This is a genomic window from Pseudomonas sp. C9-3 (assembly GCF_032392015.1).
Taxonomy (GTDB): Bacteria; Pseudomonadota; Gammaproteobacteria; order Pseudomonadales; family Pseudomonadaceae; genus Pseudomonas; species Pseudomonas nitroreducens.
In genome coordinates, this window is the sequence record NZ_CP135919.1 from 927,493 (window position 1) to 942,397 (window position 14,905).

The following is a 14,905-nucleotide window of genomic DNA, read 5'->3' on the forward strand; positions in this document are numbered from 1 at the left end:
CGCGTATAGGGAGCTGAAGGTTTGAGGTTACGTAGCCCTTACTGGCTGTTCGTCGTGCTGATCCTGGCGCTGGCCGGCCTGCAGTATCGCCTGTGGGTTGGCGATGGCAGCCTGGCGCAGGTGCGCGACCTGCAGAAGCAGATCGCCGACCAGCAGGGCGAGAACGAGCGCCTGCTCGAACGTAACCGCATCCTCGAGGCGGAAGTCGCCGAGCTCAAGAAAGGCACCGAGACCGTCGAGGAGCGTGCCCGTCACGAACTCGGCATGGTCAAGGACAAGGAAACCCTCTACCAGCTCGCGCAATGACCACTCCCGCCTTCTGGGCCGTCATCCCGGCCGCCGGCATCGGTTCGCGGATGCGCGCCGACCGCCCCAAGCAATACCTCGACCTTGCCGGTCGCAGCATTCTCGAGCGCACCCTCGACTGTTTCCTCGGTCATCCCCGTCTGAAGGGGCTCGTGGTGTGCCTGGCCGCCGACGATCCCTGGTGGCCGACCCTGCCCAGTGCTTCCAATGAACTGATCCATCGTGCCGATGGTGGCCGCGAGCGCGCCGATTCCGTGCTCAACGGCCTGCTGCGTCTGACCGAGCTGGGCGCCACGCCGGACGACTGGGTACTGGTGCATGACGCCGCTCGACCGAACCTGGCGCGTACCGACCTGGACCGCCTGCTGGATGAGCTGGAATTCGACGCCGTGGGCGGCCTGCTCGGCGTGCCCGCGCGGGACACCTTGAAGCGCGTCGGCGCTGATGGCCGCGTGGTCGAAACCATCGATCGCAGCGTGGTCTGGCAGGCCTACACCCCGCAGATGTTCCGCCTCGGCGCCCTGCACCGCGCGCTCGCCGATGCGCTGGTGGCCGACGCGGCCATCACCGACGAGGCATCTGCCATGGAGTGGGCGGGCTATGCGCCGCGCATGGTGGAAGGGCGGGTGGACAACATCAAGGTCACCACCCCGGAAGACCTGCAGCGCCTGCAGCGTAATTTCGCCAAGCACTGATTCCTGCTTGGCCGGCACTTTACCGTTCGCGGCATATCCGGCCTCTGTAGGAGCGAGCTTGCTCGCGAACCTGGCCAGCGCTGAAGTCGCCGGAAACCTTGTTCGCGAGCAAGCTCGCTCCTACAGATTGCGCCCTGGGCCGAACCGTTGGAGCGGGCTCTGTCCGCGGCAGGTTCGAGTCGCGCCGGAGGCCCATCGCGGACGGAATCCGCTCTTACAAGAGCAGCCTCAGCCCAGTAGCGGTACTTCGATCAGGAAGCGAAACAGCGCGCCGTGCTGCTCGACCGCCAGGCAATGGTAGCCATGACGCTGGGTGTCTTCCGGAATGCCATGGACCGACTGCGAGCAGTCGGTGACCACTTCCAGCAGGTCGCCGGGCTTGAGCGTCTCCAGGGTTTCCAGAGTGGCGATGGCGTTGTACGGGCAGTGTTCGCCGCGCAGATCAAGCGACAGCGTCGGCGTCTTGGTTTCGGACATCGTTGGTTTTCCGTCTACGAGTGAAGCGCTGCGCGTTGAGCTGCACCAGCAGCATGCACAGCGCGAGGCCGGCGAAAGTGATCAGCAGGCCGCCGCCGGGGCCGAACTCCTGCAGCAGGTTGAGCTTGGGATAAGGCAGCGCGAGGCTGGTGCCGAGCTGGTCCCAGAACACCGCGACCAAGGTGCCGCCGATCACGTTGCCGACGCCGACCACCCAGAAATGCACCTGGCCTTCCATCGAACGGTACATCCAGCCGGTCTCGCAGCCGCCGGCCAGCACGATGCCGATGCCGAACAGCACGCCACCGATCACGGCGTTCGGTCCCATCCAGAAAATCTTCGGTGGCAGGCCGTTGTGGATCGCCGCGAAGGTGCCGATGCAGGCAGCAGCCATGCCCAGCAGGATGCCCAGCGCGGCCTGGGTCCGGCCGGTGGTCCAGAGATCGCGGGCGGCGCTGGTGAAGCAGATCTGCGCGCGCTCGATCAGGCCACCGAACAGCAGTCCGAACAGGCAGGCCATGCCCAGTACCAGCGAGACCTCGAAACGCCAGGCGGCGAACAGCGCGGCGAGCACCAGTACGCCCATGCCCAGTCGCCATTGCAGCTTGGCGCGGCGAGCGAGGGCTTCGGCACTCGGCAGGGCTGCCGCCTTGCCGCCGACCTTCAACGGAATGCGCAGGAAGGGCAGCAGGCTGATCTTCACGCCGAACCAGGCGCCGATCACGGTGGAGAACATGAAGGCCCAGGCATGCACCGAGAACATCGGGATGCCGGTGAAGAAGGCCGCCAGGTTGCAGCCCATTGCCAGGCGCGCACCGAAACCGGCAATCACCCCGCCGATCAGGCCCTGCAGCAGGCGGCGCTTGCTGGTCGGCCAGCGCAGGCTGACATTGCCGGCCCAGAGCGCGCAGACCAGCGCGCCGAGGAACATGCCGATGATCATCACGCCATCGATGCGGTCGAGTGGCGTGCCCTGCAGCCCGATGATCTTGAAGTAGCTCCATTCCTGCGGTTGCAGGCCGAACCAGGACAGTACGTGGCCGCCCCAGCGGGTGAACTCGCCGGTGACGGCCCAGAAGGTGCCGGTCATGGCGAAGTAGTAAGCCGAGATGACCCCTAGGGCGACCAGGGTTGGCAGTGGCGACCAGAAGCGCAGTAGATAGCGCTCGCGGAAGGAAGAAAGGGCTGACATCTCGTCGTCCTTGATCCGAAGGGTGGGAAACCTCCCATTCTAGCCAAGGCCAGTTTCAGCCGCTTGCTTCATGGCAAGGGAGAGGGCTGAAGATGCTGTAGGCCTTCCTTGAGGTGATCCACCAGTTGCCGCACCTTGGGCGACAGGTGCCGCTGCTGTGGATAAAGCGCCCAGACCCCGGTATTGGGCGGCTGATGCTGGTCCAGCAAGGAAACCAGCCGGCCGCTGCGCAGGTGTTCCAACACATAGTAATCCGGCAGTTGGCACAGGCCGAAGCCGCGCAACGCCGCGTCCAGCACCGCCTGGCCACTGTTGCAGCGCCAGTTGCCCTGCACCCGGTGCTGGGTTTCGCGGCCGTCCTCGAGGAAACTCCACTGGTCGCTGCTGCCCACCAGGCAATTGTGTTGCGCGAGCTCTGCCACACTGTGTGGCGCGCCGTGGTGGGCGAGGTAGCCCGGCGTTGCACAGAGGTACATCACCCTCGGCGCCAGACGTGTTGCCACCAGCCGGGAGTCGCTCAGGCGTCCGAGGCGGATCGCCAGGTCGAAGCCTTCATGGAACAGGTCGAGTTGGCGGTTGGACAGCTCTATCTCGACGCGCAATTGCGGAAACTGCTCCATGAACCCGTTCACCAGCGGCACCACGAATCGTTCGCCGTAAGCCACCGCGCAGGTCATGCGCAGAAGCCCCTTGGGTTCGGCAGATAGATCGCTGACCGCCCGCAAGGCTTCCTCGCGCGCGTCCTGCAGGCGGCGGCAATGCTGCAGGAAGGTCTGGCCGGCTTCGCTGAGCGTTACCTTTCGGGTGTTGCGGTAGAGCAGGCGCGTCTGCAGGCGCTCCTCCAGCCGCGCGACCTGGCGGCTGACGTGGGACGAAGACACGCCCAGGCGCTCGGCGGCGGCGGTGAACTGACCGGTTTCGGCGACGGCAACGAATTCGTCCAGCCCTTCCCAGCGATGCATGTAGATTATCCCTGTATGGCAATAATGTTTTGATTATTGCCTGATTATTCCCTGACAGGAGGTTTTCTACACTTCCAAGGCTTTGGGGCGCACTTTTCGTCGACTGCCCCGAATGTTCCCCGACGGGGCTCCGGCCCGTCCCGGCTTCTCGGCCGTCGCGCCGAACCCGTCCGCCCCTGGCGGGCGTTGTCGTTTCCTTCGTTCAGGAGTTTCCAGATGATCAAGTCCCGTGCTGCCGTTGCCTTCGCCCCCAACAAGCCGTTGGAAATCGTCGAAGTCGATGTGGCGCCGCCGCAGAAGGGTGAAGTCCTGGTGCGCATCGTCGCCACCGGCGTCTGCCACACCGACGCGTACACCCTGTCCGGCCAGGATTCCGAGGGCGTATTCCCGTGCATCCTGGGTCACGAAGGTGGCGGTATCGTCGAAGCGGTGGGCGAGGGCGTGACTTCGCTGAAAGTGGGTGACCACGTCATCCCGCTGTACACCGCCGAATGCCGCGAGTGCAAATTCTGCAAATCCGGCAAGACCAACCTCTGCCAGGCCGTGCGTGCTACCCAGGGCAAGGGCCTGATGCCCGATGGCACCAGCCGCTTCTCTTACAAGGGCGAGCCGATCTACCACTACATGGGTTGCTCGACCTTCTCCGAATACACCGTGCTGCCGGAAATCTCCCTGGCGAAGATTCCCGAGGAAGCGCCGCTGGAGAAGGTCTGCCTGCTCGGCTGCGGCGTCACCACCGGCATCGGTGCGGTGCTCAATACTGCCAAGGTGGAGGAGGGCGCTACCGTTGCCATCTTCGGTCTGGGCGGCATCGGACTGGCGGCGATCATCGGCTCGAAAATGGCCAAGGCCTCGCGCATCATTGCGGTGGACATCAACCCGGCGAAGTTCGATATAGCCAAGGAGTTGGGCGCCACCGATTTCGTCAATCCGAAGGATCACCAGAAGCCGATCCAGGAAGTGATTGTCGAAATGACCGACGGCGGCGTGGACTATTCCTTCGAATGCGTAGGCAACGTCCAGCTGATGCGTGCGGCGCTGGAGTGCTGCCATAAGGGCTGGGGCGAATCCACCATCATCGGCGTGGCCGGTGCCGGCCAGGAAATCAGCACCCGTCCATTCCAACTGGTCACCGGTCGTGTCTGGCGCGGTTCGGCCTTCGGCGGCGTGAAAGGTCGCACCGAGCTGCCGAGCTATGTGGAAAAGGCGCAGAAGGGCGAGATCCCGCTGGATACCTTCATCACCCACACCATGGGCCTGGAGAAGATCAACGAGGCCTTTGACCTGATGCATGAAGGCAAGAGCATCCGCTCGGTCATCCATTACTGATCGAACCGCCGGGCGCCTTGTGCGCCCGGCCTCACAGGAGGCTCCATGACGGATTCCATCGAACTGATCAGCAGCCAGAAGAGCTTTGGCGGCTGGCATCAACGTTATCGCCATCGCTCCGAGACGCTCGGCTGCGAGATGGTCTTTGCGGTCTACCTGCCGCCGCAGGCCGAGCCAGAGGCGGGCCTTCCGGTGCTTTACTGGCTGTCCGGCCTGACCTGCACCGACGAGAACTTCATGCAGAAGGCCGGCGCCCAGCGCGTGGCCGCGGAACTCGGGATTGTGATCGTTGCGCCGGATACCAGCCCGCGCGGCCCGGAAGTGCCTGGCGATCCGGACGGCGCCTGGGATTTCGGACTGGGGGCGGGTTTTTACGTTAACGCCACCCAGGAGCCCTGGGCGCGGCACTACCGGATGCACGACTACGTGGTGCAGGAGTTGCCGGCGCTGATCGAAGCGAATTTCCCGGTTTCCCGCAAACGCGGCATCAGCGGGCATTCCATGGGCGGCCACGGCGCGCTGGTCTGCGCCCTGCGCAATCCGGGGCACTACCTGTCGCTGTCCGCCTTTGCCCCCATCACTCATCCGAGCGATTGCCCCTGGGGACAGAAGGCGCTGGGTCGCTTCCTCGGCGAAGATCCGGCGGCGTGGCGCGAGTGGGATGCGGTGGAGTTGCTCGCCAACGCCGGCGAGCGCCTGCCGATCCTGGTCGACCAGGGCGAGCGCGACGACTTCCTCGCCGTGCAACTCAAGCCCGAAGCGCTGCGCGAAGCCGCCGCTGCGGTTGGTCATCCGCTGGACCTGCGCCTGCAGCCCGGTTACGACCACAGCTACTACTTCATTGCGAGCTTCATCGAAGATCACCTGCGCCACCATGCCGCGGCGCTCTGCGGCTGACACCCTGAGCGCAGTGATCCGGTAGAATCGACGCCCTGACATCAACAGGGCGTTTTTTCATGCGTATCGGACATGGCTACGACGTGCACCGCTTCGGCGAGGGAGACTTCATCACCCTTGGCGGCGTGCGTATTCCCCACAAGTTCGGGCTCGTTGCCCACTCCGACGGCGACGTGCTGTTGCACGCGCTTTCCGATGCCTTGCTGGGCGCCTGCGCGCTGGGCGATATCGGCAAGCACTTCCCTGATACCGACCCGCAGTTCAAGGGGGCCGACAGTCGCGCACTGTTGCGCCACGTGCTGAGCCTGGTGGAAGCCAAGGGCTGGAAGGTGGAAAACGTCGACACCACCATCATCGCCCAGGCGCCGAAGATGGCGCCGCACATCCAGAACATGCGCGAGACCATCGCTGCCGACCTGAAGGTCGAACTGGACCAGGTCAACGTCAAGGCCACGACCACCGAGAAACTTGGCTTCACCGGGCGCGAAGAGGGCATTGCCGTCCACGCCGTCGCTTTGCTGGGGCGCGCATGACCGAGTGGGAACTGCTGGGCCCGCGCGCCCATGGCGATGCTTGCGGGCAGGCTGTGCTCAAGGCGGTGGCCGAAGACTTCCAGGTCGACGAAGTGCTGGATATTCCCCTCTCCGGCGATGGCGAGCACTTGTGGCTGTGGGTGGAGAAACGCGGCCTGAACACCGAGGAAGCGGCGCGCCGTCTTGCCCGTGCCGCCGGCGTCCCGGTGAAGATGATCAGCTATGCCGGTCTCAAGGACCGCCAGGCGCTGACCCGCCAGTGGTTCAGTCTGCACTTGCCGGGGAAGTCCGATCCGGACCTGGCAGCCGCCGAGGACGACACGCTGCGAATCCTCGAGCGCAATCGCCATCGCCGCAAACTGCAGCGCGGCGCACATTCGGCCAACGGCTTCACCTTGCGCCTGACCGAGTTGCAGGCAGATCGCGAGCAGCTCGAAGCGCGCCTGAAGGCCATCGTGGCCCAGGGCGTGCCGAACTACTTCGGCACCCAGCGCTTCGGCCATGGTGGCGGCAACGTCTTCGATGCTCGTGGCTTCGCCGAGCGCGGCAAGCTGCCGGAGCATCGCAACATTCGCTCGCGCCTGCTCTCGGCAGCGCGCAGCTATGTCTTCAATCAGGTGCTGGCTCGCCGGGTGGCCGAAGGCACCTGGAACCAGGCGCTGGTCGGCGACCTGCTGGCGTTCACCGACAGCCGCAGCTTCTTCCCCGCCGGCGAAGCGGAATGCTCCGACCCGCGTCTCGCCGTGCTCGACCTGCACCCCACCGGCCCCATGTGGGGCGAGGGTGATTCACCGGCGGCGAACCGGCCGGGAGATATCGAACGCAGCGTGCAGCAAGCGGAGATGGCGCTTTGCCAGTGGCTCGCCAGTGCGGACATGGCGCACGAACGGCGCATTCTGCGCCTCCCCATCCCGGGCCTTACATGGCATTATCCCGCCCCTGACATTCTGCAACTGGAATTCGTCCTGCCGGCTGGCTGCTTCGCCACCGTGGTAGTGCGCGAGCTGATCGACCTCGTGCCGGCAGGGCAGACGGAAAGCCCATGCGCATATTGATTGCCAACGACGACGGGGTCACTGCACCCGGTATCGCCGCGCTTCACGACGCGCTGTCCGATTATGCGGACTGCATCGTGATCGCCCCGGAAGCCGATCGTAGCGGAGCGAGTAGTTCGCTGACGCTGGATCGGCCGCTGCATCCCCATCGCCTGGGCAATGGTTTCATCAGCCTCAACGGCACTCCGACCGACTGCGTGCACCTGGGCCTCAATGGCTTGCTCGAAGAAGTGCCGGAGATGGTCGTCTCGGGTATCAATCTCGGCGCCAACCTGGGCGATGACGTGCTCTACTCGGGCACCGTGGCTGCAGCCCTGGAAGGGCGTTTCCTGTCCCGGCCGGCCTTCGCCTTCTCGCTGTGTTCGCGCCTGACGGACAACCTGCCGGCCGCGATGCATTTCGCCCGCCTGCTGGTGGAGTCCCATGAGAAGCTCAATCTGCCGCCGCGTACCGTGCTCAACGTGAATATCCCCAATCTGCCGCTGGAGCGTATCAAGGGCATCCAGCTGACTCGCCTGGGGCATCGTGCTCGCGCCAAGCCGCCGGTCAAGGTGGTCAACCCGCGCGGCAAGGAAGGCTACTGGATCGCCGCCGCCGGCGATGCTGAAGACGGCGGCGAGGGCACTGATTTCCATGCCGTCATGCAGGGGTACGTGTCGATTACGCCACTGCAGATGGACCGGACCTTCCGGGAGGCGTTCAATGTCCTTGGAGACTGGCTCGGAGGGCTCGACCATGGCCAATGAACTGTCCCGCCGCGGCGGCATCGGCATGACCTCCCAGCGTACCCGTGAGCGGCTGATCCAGCGTTTGTACGAAGAGGGACTGTCCAACGCTCACGTGCTGGAAGTGATCCGCCGTACACCGCGCCACCTGTTCGTCGATGAAGCGCTGTCGCACCGCGCCTACGAAGACACCGCGCTGCCCATTGGGCATAACCAGACCATCTCGCAGCCCTTCATGGTGGCGCGGATGACCGAGTTGCTGCTCGCCGCCGGCCCCCTGGACAAGGTGCTGGAGATCGGTACGGGTTCTGGTTATCAAACGGCGGTGCTGTCTCAGTTGGTGGAGCGGGTATTCTCCGTCGAACGCATCCAGGCCCTGCAGGATCGCGCCAAGGAGCGACTTGCGGAGCTAAACCTGAGAAATGTTGTCTTTCGTTGGGGCGATGGCTGGGAAGGCTGGCCCGCCCTGGCGCCTTACAACGGCATCATCGTTACCGCAGCTGCGGCCGAGGTCCCGCAGGCATTGCTGGACCAACTGGCGCCCGGAGGGCGGCTGGTGATTCCGGTAGGCGGTGGCGAGGTGCAGCAACTGATGCTGATCGTCCGCACCGAGGATGGCTTCCAGCGGCAGGTGCTGGACTCCGTCCGCTTTGTCCCGCTGCTCAACGGTCCGCTAGGCTGAGAGCAGGCTGGTCAAGGCTGCGGTTACTGCCGGCCAGTGAGGCTGGACGTCAATTCATGGATAAGGGGGATGGGTGAGCTTGACAGCGACCCTGTATCAACGGAACTGGATCAAGGGCCTGGGCCACGCTGTGGTGGCCATTGCCGTCTGCTCTCTGCTGGCGGCCTGTTCTTCGACTTCTCGTAGCACCACGACCGTGGTGGACCGCAACGCCCAGCAGAAGCCGGCTGTTACCAGTGGCCAGTATGTAGTGCGCCCCGGCGACACGCTGTACTCCATCGCCTTCCGCTATGGCTGGGACTGGAAAGCCCTGGCCGCGCGCAACAATATCTCCGCGCCTTACACCATTCGCCCAGGCCAGGCCATTCGCTTTGACGGTGGTTCGACTGCTGCACCGTCTGTCGCCAAAAGCGCAACGCCTGTCGCGCCAGTCGTTGTCAACAAACCGACATCTACCCCGGCAACCGCCAGCAAACCGACCACGCCTGCCGTCACCACGCCAGCGCAACCGCCCGCCAGCGGCGGAACTCCGGCGGTTGCAGGGGGGGCGCCGGGAGGCTGGATTTGGCCAACCAATGGCACTCTCATTGGGCGTTTTGCATCAAACGGCAGTTTGAATAAAGGGATTGATATAGCCGGGCAATTGGGCCAGCCTGTCCTGGCTGCGTCTAATGGCACGGTGGTGTACGCCGGTAGTGGTTTGCGGGGCTACGGCGAACTCGTGATCATCAAGCACAGCGATACCTACGTAAGCGCCTACGGTCACAACCGCAGGTTGCTGGTGCGGGAAGGGCAACAGGTCAAGGTCGGGCAGAACATTGCCGAGATGGGCTCCACAGGGACTGACCGGGTGAAGCTGCACTTCGAGATTCGCCGCCAGGGTAAACCTGTAGATCCGCTGCAATACCTGCCAAGTCGTTGATGCTGGCTGTTCCCCTGCGTGGGTGAGCGGGCCTAGGTGTCCTAAGGATAAGGACGCACCTGGGCTTGTTGTCGAACTCAGCAAGGGATAACGACATGGCACTTAAAAAAGAAGGGCCGGAGTTTGACGTCGATGATGAAGTGCTTCTTCTGGAGCCCGGCATCATCCTCGAAGAGTCATTTGCCGAAGAGCAGGTATCGCTTCGAGTCACTCCTAAAGCCACCTCACTTTCCTCTCTCAAGCAACACAAGCACATCGACTACAGCCGCGCGCTCGACGCGACCCAGCTGTATCTGAATGAAATCGGTTTCTCGCCGCTTCTGACCCCGGAAGAGGAAGTCCACTTTGCGCGTCTCGCGCAAAAGGGCGACCCAGCGGGCCGGCGACGGATGATCGAAAGCAACCTGCGTCTGGTGGTGAAGATCGCGCGACGGTACGTCAATCGCGGCCTTTCCCTGCTCGACCTGATCGAAGAGGGCAACCTCGGGTTGATCCGCGCGGTGGAGAAATTCGACCCCGAGCGCGGCTTCCGCTTCTCCACCTACGCGACCTGGTGGATTCGTCAGACCATCGAACGGGCCATCATGAACCAGACCCGCACCATTCGATTGCCGATCCACGTGGTGAAGGAGCTCAACGTCTACCTGCGGGCTGCTCGCGAGCTGACCCATAAGCTGGACCACGAGCCGTCGCCCGAGGAAATCGCCAACCTGCTCGAGAAGCCGGTGGATGAGGTGAAACGAATGCTCGGTCTGAACGAGCGGGTCACCTCGGTGGATGTTTCCCTCGGCCCGGATTCGGACAAGACCCTGCTCGACACCCTGACCGACGACCGTCCCACCGACCCCTGTGAACTGCTGCAGGACGACGACCTCAGCGAGAGTATCGACCTGTGGCTGTCGGAACTGACCGATAAGCAGCGCGAGGTGGTGATTCGTCGCTTCGGCTTGCGCGGCCATGAAAGCAGCACCCTGGAGGAGGTTGGCCAGGAAATCGGCCTGACCCGCGAGCGGGTTCGGCAGATCCAGGTCGAGGCGCTCAAGCGACTGCGCGAGATCCTCGAGAAGAACGGCCTGTCGAGCGACGCGCTGTTCCAGTAGCGGCCAGGTCGACAACGAAGAAGCCCGGATGATTCCGGGCTTTTTTATGCGCTCTGATGTAAGCATTCGCTTACATAGCGTGTGAGTGTTCAGCTTGAAGAGCCGCCAGCTGTGGCGTCTATTTTTCTTATCTTGTTGTTTTTTAAAGGATTTTATTTTTACCTCGGCTGCGAGACAGATCGGGTGCGCGGAAGTGCCCCAGTTGCTGAGTTCTGGCAGGCGGGTAATATCACTCCTGCGTACACGGAAAGGCGCAGGCCGGTAAGGATGTCGGGCAGGAGCACCGCGGGAAGCGGTTCATCAGGATGATGAAAAAAGGAAGAAAGAGTGGGCGGGTTATCCCGCCCCTTTTTTTGCCTGCAAGAAAGTGATGCCCGGATACAGAAAGGCCCGCACTGAGCGGGCCTTTCGTGTTTTTGGTCGGAAGCGCGGATCAGCGCTCCAGGTACTGCATCTTGTTCGGCTTGCCGTCCCACTCTTCGGCGTCCGGCAGGGAATCCTTCTTCTCGGTGATATTCGGCCATACATCGGCCAGATCCTTGTTCAGCTCGATGAACTCCTGCATACCATCCGGGACCTCGTCCTCGGAGAAGATCGCCTGTGCCGGACATTCCGGTTCGCACAGGGCGCAGTCAATGCACTCATCCGGGTGGATGACCAGGAAGTTCGGGCCTTCGTAGAAGCAGTCCACCGGGCATACTTCCACGCAGTCGGTGTATTTGCACTTGATGCAGTTGTCGGTGACGACGAAGGTCATTTCTAATTTTCTCCTCAGGCGGGCGGCTAAGCGCGCGCGATTCTAGCAGCTTGTCCAGCGGTCCGTCAGACCCGCATCTTCCATGCATATAACAATTCGAGAGCTTGACGTGGAGTCAGGTCGTCGGGGCTGACACGCATCAGCTCTTCGACGATCGGGTGCGGCAGGCTGGCAAACAGGTCGCTTTGCAGTGGCGCCGGGCTTTTCGGGTCGCTCGAGCGCGGTGCTTCGTGGGGCAGGCTGGTGGTTTCCAGGCGCGAAAGGTGTTCGCGGGCGCGCTGAATGACCGCACCCGGCACGCCGGCCAATTGTGCGACCGCCAAGCCATAACTCTGGCTGGCCGGGCCAGGGAGTACGTGGTGCAGGAACACGATGCGCTCGTTGTGCTCGGTGGCGTTCAGGTGCACGTTGGCCACCGCCGGCTCGCTTTCCGGCAGCACGGTCAGCTCGAAATAGTGGGTGGCGAACAGGGTGAAAGCTCGCAGTTTCGCCAGGTGTTCAGCCGCGGACCATGCCAGCGACAGGCCGTCGAAGGTGCTGGTGCCGCGTCCCACTTCGTCCATCAGCACCAGACTGCGGTCGCTGGCGTTGTGGAGGATGTTCGCGGTTTCGCTCATTTCCACCATGAAGGTGGAGCGACCGCCAGCGAGATCGTCGGAAGAGCCGATACGGGTGAAAATCCGGTCCACCAGCGACAGTTCGCAGCGCGCCGCCGGCACAAAGCTGCCAATGTGCGCTAGCAGCACGATCAGCGCCGTTTGCCGCATATAGGTCGATTTACCGCCCATGTTCGGGCCGGTGATCACCAGCATGCGAGTGTCTTCATCGAGGTTCAGGTCGTTGGCGACGAACGGCGTATCCAGTACCTGCTCGACCACGGGGTGGCGGCCTTGCTCGATGAGAATGCCGGATTCCTCGACAAAGCGCGGGCGGTTCAGGTCGAGGTTCAGGGCGCGCTCGGCGAGGTTGGACAGCACGTCCAGTTCGGCCAGGGCTGCGGCGGTGTCCTGCAGCGGCGCCAATTGGCCGATCAGCAGTTCCAGCAGTTCCTCGTAAAGCTGCTTCTCGCGGGCCAGGGCGCGGCTCTGGGCCGATAGCGCCTTGTCTTCGAAAGCCTTCAGTTCCGGAGTGATGAAGCGCTCGGCACCTTTCAGGGTCTGGCGGCGAATATAGTCAGCGGGAGCCTGTTCTGCCTGCACGCGGGGCAGTTCGATGTAGTAGCCGTGGATGCGGTTGTAGCCGACCTTCAGGTTTGGCAGGCCGGTGCGAGCCTTTTCGCGGGTTTCCAGGTCCATCAGGTACTGGCCGGCGTTCTCGCTGAGCATCTGCAACTCGTCCAGCTCGGCGTCGTAACCGCGGGCGATGACGCCGCCGTCGCGAATCACTGCCGGCGGATTTTCGATCACCGCGCGGGCCAGCAGGTCGGCCAGTTCCGGGTAGGTGCGGATGCTGCTGGCCAACTCACCCAAGTGCGGGGCTTCCAGCTCAGTCATGCCGTTCTGCAGGTCCGGCAGCGCCGCGAGGGCATCGCGCAGGCGAGCGAGATCGCGCGGGCGGGCATTGCGCAGGCCGATTCGGGCGAGGATGCGTTCAACGTCGCCGATTTCCTTCAGCTGCGGCTGGAGGATTTCGAAGCGATAGCGCTCCAGTAGACAGGCGATGGAGTCCTGGCGGGCTTCGAGAACGGCGCGATCACGCAATGGGCGGTTCAGCCAGCGGGTCAGCAGGCGGCTACCCATGGCGGTCTGGCAACGGTCGACAACCGACTGCAGCGTGTTGTCGCGGCCGCCGGCGAGGTTGGTGTCCAGTTCCAGGTTGCGGCGGCTGGCACCATCGAGGATCACGGTGTCATCGATGCGCTCGTGGCGCAGGCTGCGCAGGTGCGGTAGGGCGGTGCGCTGGGTTTCCTTGGCGTAGGCCAGCAGGCAGCCGGCGGCGCCGATGGCCAGGGTCAGTTCCTGGCAGCCAAAGCCTTTGAGGTCCTGCACGCCGAACTGTTGGCACAGGCTCTTTTTCGCCGAGTCACGATCGAAGTCCCACGGCGCGCGACGGTGCGAGCCGCGGCGCTTCTCCGCCGGCAGGCCCTGGGGCCAGTCGTCGGGGATCAGCAGTTCAGCGGGATTCAGACGTTCCAGTTCGGCCAGCAGGGTTTCCCAGCCCTTTATTTCCTGGACGTTGAAGCGGCCGCTGGTGATGTCCAGCACGGCCAGGCCGAACAGGCGCTCGTCTCCCAGTACGGCGGCGATCAGGTTATCGCGGCGTTCGTCGAGCAGCGCTTCGTCACTGACGGTGCCGGGGGTGAGGATGCGCACCACCTGGCGCTCAACCGGGCCCTTGCTGGTGGCCGGGTCGCCGATCTGCTCGCAGATCACCACCGATTCGCCGAGCTTCACCAGTTTGGCCAGGTAGCCTTCGGCGGAATGGAAGGGAATGCCGGCCATGGGGATGGAGTTGCCGGCGGACTGGCCGCGTGCGGTCAGGGTGATGTCCAGCAGCTTGGCGGCCTTCTTGGCGTCCTCGTAGAACAGCTCATAGAAATCGCCCATGCGGTAGAACATCAGTTGGTCCGGGTGCTGATTCTTCAGCCGCCAGTACTGTTGCATCATCGGTGTGTGGGCGGAGAGGTCGCTCTGACTCATGGCTTCTGGCTGTCCGGCTTCAACATGCAAAAGCGCCTAGTGTACGGTATCCACCTAGCCTTCTTTAACCCCGGAGCGCACTGTGCCCGTTACCGATTCCTTTATTACCGATCTCTCCTCCCGGTTGGGCGTGCGACTTGCCGCCGAGCAACTGCGCGTCACAACCGCCGAATCCTGCACGGGGGGCGGTATCGCCGAAGCGATCACGCGTATCCCGGGTAGCTCGGCCTGGTTCGAGGTGGGGTACGTGACTTATTCCAATAGCCAGAAGACTCGTCAGCTGGATGTGCCGGTAGAACTGTTCCCCAAGGTGGGTGCAGTGAGCCAGGAAGTTGTCGAGGCCATGGTGGCGGGGGCTCTGCCGCGAAGCGGGGCGGATATTGCCGTAGCGGTCAGCGGTATTGCTGGGCCGGACGGCGGTTCTGCCGAGAAGCCGGTGGGCACCGTCTGGCTGGCCTGGAGGAAAGGTGAACAGGTGTTCAGCGAACGCCGTCTGTATGCCGGTGATCGGGAAGCTGTACGCCGGCAGACCGTGGCGACCGCTCTGGAAGGGCTGTTGCGACTGGCGGGCGGGGAAAATCCGATTCAGGGGTAGGCGAGCGGCTTGCCCTGTGGAATAATACTGGCTACTTAT

Annotated in this window: 16 protein-coding genes; 11 read left to right on the plus strand and 5 right to left on the minus strand. The window is 63.6% G+C overall.

Features of this window, described 5'->3' with window-relative positions:
* The first annotated feature begins 21 nt into the window (after window positions 1-21).
* Both ftsB and ispD read left to right on the plus strand, forming a co-directional pair.
* Window positions 22-306: a cell division protein FtsB gene (gene ftsB / locus RS899_RS04140; RefSeq protein ID WP_017521200.1), complete on the plus strand. Its 285-nt coding sequence runs from the start codon at window positions 22-24 to the stop codon at window positions 304-306.
* Window positions 303-1,001, plus strand: a complete 699-nt coding sequence (ispD, locus tag RS899_RS04145) for a 2-C-methyl-D-erythritol 4-phosphate cytidylyltransferase (RefSeq protein WP_054908159.1) — start codon at window positions 303-305, stop codon at window positions 999-1,001. Before ftsB ends, ispD begins: the two co-directional genes overlap by 4 nt.
* Before the next feature lie 228 nt (window positions 1,002-1,229).
* On the opposite strand, the gene yedF is transcribed toward ispD, so the two are convergent.
* The 3 genes from yedF to RS899_RS04160 all read right to left on the minus strand — a co-directional run bounded on the left by yedF (window position 1,230) and on the right by RS899_RS04160 (window position 3,632).
* Window positions 1,230-1,478: a sulfurtransferase-like selenium metabolism protein YedF gene (gene yedF / locus RS899_RS04150; RefSeq protein WP_045210023.1), complete on the minus strand. Its 249-nt coding sequence runs from the start codon at window positions 1,476-1,478 to the stop codon at window positions 1,230-1,232.
* A complete protein-coding gene (gene yedE, locus RS899_RS04155) occupies window positions 1,444-2,670 on the minus strand; it encodes a selenium metabolism membrane protein YedE/FdhT (RefSeq protein ID WP_315809165.1) in 1,227 nt (408 codons plus the stop codon). The genes yedF and yedE overlap by 35 nt, the downstream gene beginning before the upstream one ends.
* A gap of 68 nt (window positions 2,671-2,738) precedes the next feature.
* The gene (locus RS899_RS04160; RefSeq protein WP_054908161.1) at window positions 2,739-3,632 is read right to left on the minus strand and encodes a LysR substrate-binding domain-containing protein; all 894 of its coding nucleotides are present in this window, start codon (window positions 3,630-3,632) and stop codon (window positions 2,739-2,741) included.
* Window positions 3,633-3,848: 216 nt separating this feature from the next.
* On the opposite strand from RS899_RS04160, the gene RS899_RS04165 reads away from it, so the two are divergent.
* The 8 genes from RS899_RS04165 to rpoS all read left to right on the plus strand — a co-directional run bounded on the left by RS899_RS04165 (window position 3,849) and on the right by rpoS (window position 10,875).
* The gene (locus RS899_RS04165) at window positions 3,849-4,961 is read left to right on the plus strand and encodes an S-(hydroxymethyl)glutathione dehydrogenase/class III alcohol dehydrogenase (RefSeq protein ID WP_315809166.1); all 1,113 of its coding nucleotides are present in this window, start codon (window positions 3,849-3,851) and stop codon (window positions 4,959-4,961) included.
* A 45-nt stretch (window positions 4,962-5,006) separates the two neighbouring features.
* On the plus strand, window positions 5,007-5,858 hold the full coding sequence (fghA, locus tag RS899_RS04170; RefSeq protein WP_054908162.1) for an S-formylglutathione hydrolase: 852 nt from the start codon (window positions 5,007-5,009) through the stop codon (window positions 5,856-5,858).
* Between the two features lie 59 nt (window positions 5,859-5,917).
* On the plus strand, window positions 5,918-6,391 hold the full coding sequence (gene ispF / locus RS899_RS04175) for a 2-C-methyl-D-erythritol 2,4-cyclodiphosphate synthase (protein ID WP_024766061.1): 474 nt from the start codon (window positions 5,918-5,920) through the stop codon (window positions 6,389-6,391).
* Window positions 6,388-7,446, plus strand: coding sequence for a tRNA pseudouridine(13) synthase TruD (gene truD, locus RS899_RS04180; protein WP_315809167.1), 1,059 nt, complete (start codon window positions 6,388-6,390; stop codon window positions 7,444-7,446). The genes ispF and truD overlap by 4 nt, the downstream gene beginning before the upstream one ends.
* Window positions 7,434-8,192: a 5'/3'-nucleotidase SurE gene (surE, locus tag RS899_RS04185; protein ID WP_315809168.1), complete on the plus strand. Its 759-nt coding sequence runs from the start codon at window positions 7,434-7,436 to the stop codon at window positions 8,190-8,192. Before truD ends, surE begins: the two co-directional genes overlap by 13 nt.
* A gap of 25 nt (window positions 8,193-8,217) precedes the next feature.
* Window positions 8,218-8,853: a protein-L-isoaspartate(D-aspartate) O-methyltransferase gene (locus RS899_RS04190; RefSeq protein WP_088418250.1), complete on the plus strand. Its 636-nt coding sequence runs from the start codon at window positions 8,218-8,220 to the stop codon at window positions 8,851-8,853.
* A 73-nt stretch (window positions 8,854-8,926) separates the two neighbouring features.
* A complete protein-coding gene (locus tag RS899_RS04195) occupies window positions 8,927-9,775 on the plus strand; it encodes a peptidoglycan DD-metalloendopeptidase family protein (protein WP_409978040.1) in 849 nt (282 codons plus the stop codon).
* Between the two features lie 95 nt (window positions 9,776-9,870).
* A complete protein-coding gene (gene rpoS / locus RS899_RS04200) occupies window positions 9,871-10,875 on the plus strand; it encodes an RNA polymerase sigma factor RpoS (RefSeq protein ID WP_054908164.1) in 1,005 nt (334 codons plus the stop codon).
* A gap of 433 nt (window positions 10,876-11,308) precedes the next feature.
* Here rpoS and fdxA read toward each other — a convergent pair whose 3' ends face one another.
* Window positions 11,309-11,632 carry a ferredoxin FdxA gene (gene fdxA / locus RS899_RS04205; RefSeq protein WP_015476292.1) on the minus strand — a complete coding sequence of 108 codons (324 nt, stop codon included), beginning with the start codon at window positions 11,630-11,632 and terminating at the stop codon, window positions 11,309-11,311.
* A 65-nt stretch (window positions 11,633-11,697) separates the two neighbouring features.
* Window positions 11,698-14,271 carry a DNA mismatch repair protein MutS gene (mutS, locus tag RS899_RS04210; protein WP_175405528.1) on the minus strand — a complete coding sequence of 858 codons (2,574 nt, stop codon included), beginning with the start codon at window positions 14,269-14,271 and terminating at the stop codon, window positions 11,698-11,700.
* An 82-nt stretch (window positions 14,272-14,353) separates the two neighbouring features.
* Here mutS and RS899_RS04215 point away from each other — a divergent pair, with 82 nt between their 5' ends.
* Window positions 14,354-14,866: a CinA family protein gene (locus RS899_RS04215; RefSeq protein ID WP_054908166.1), complete on the plus strand. Its 513-nt coding sequence runs from the start codon at window positions 14,354-14,356 to the stop codon at window positions 14,864-14,866.
* Window positions 14,867-14,905: the final 39 nt, after the last annotated feature.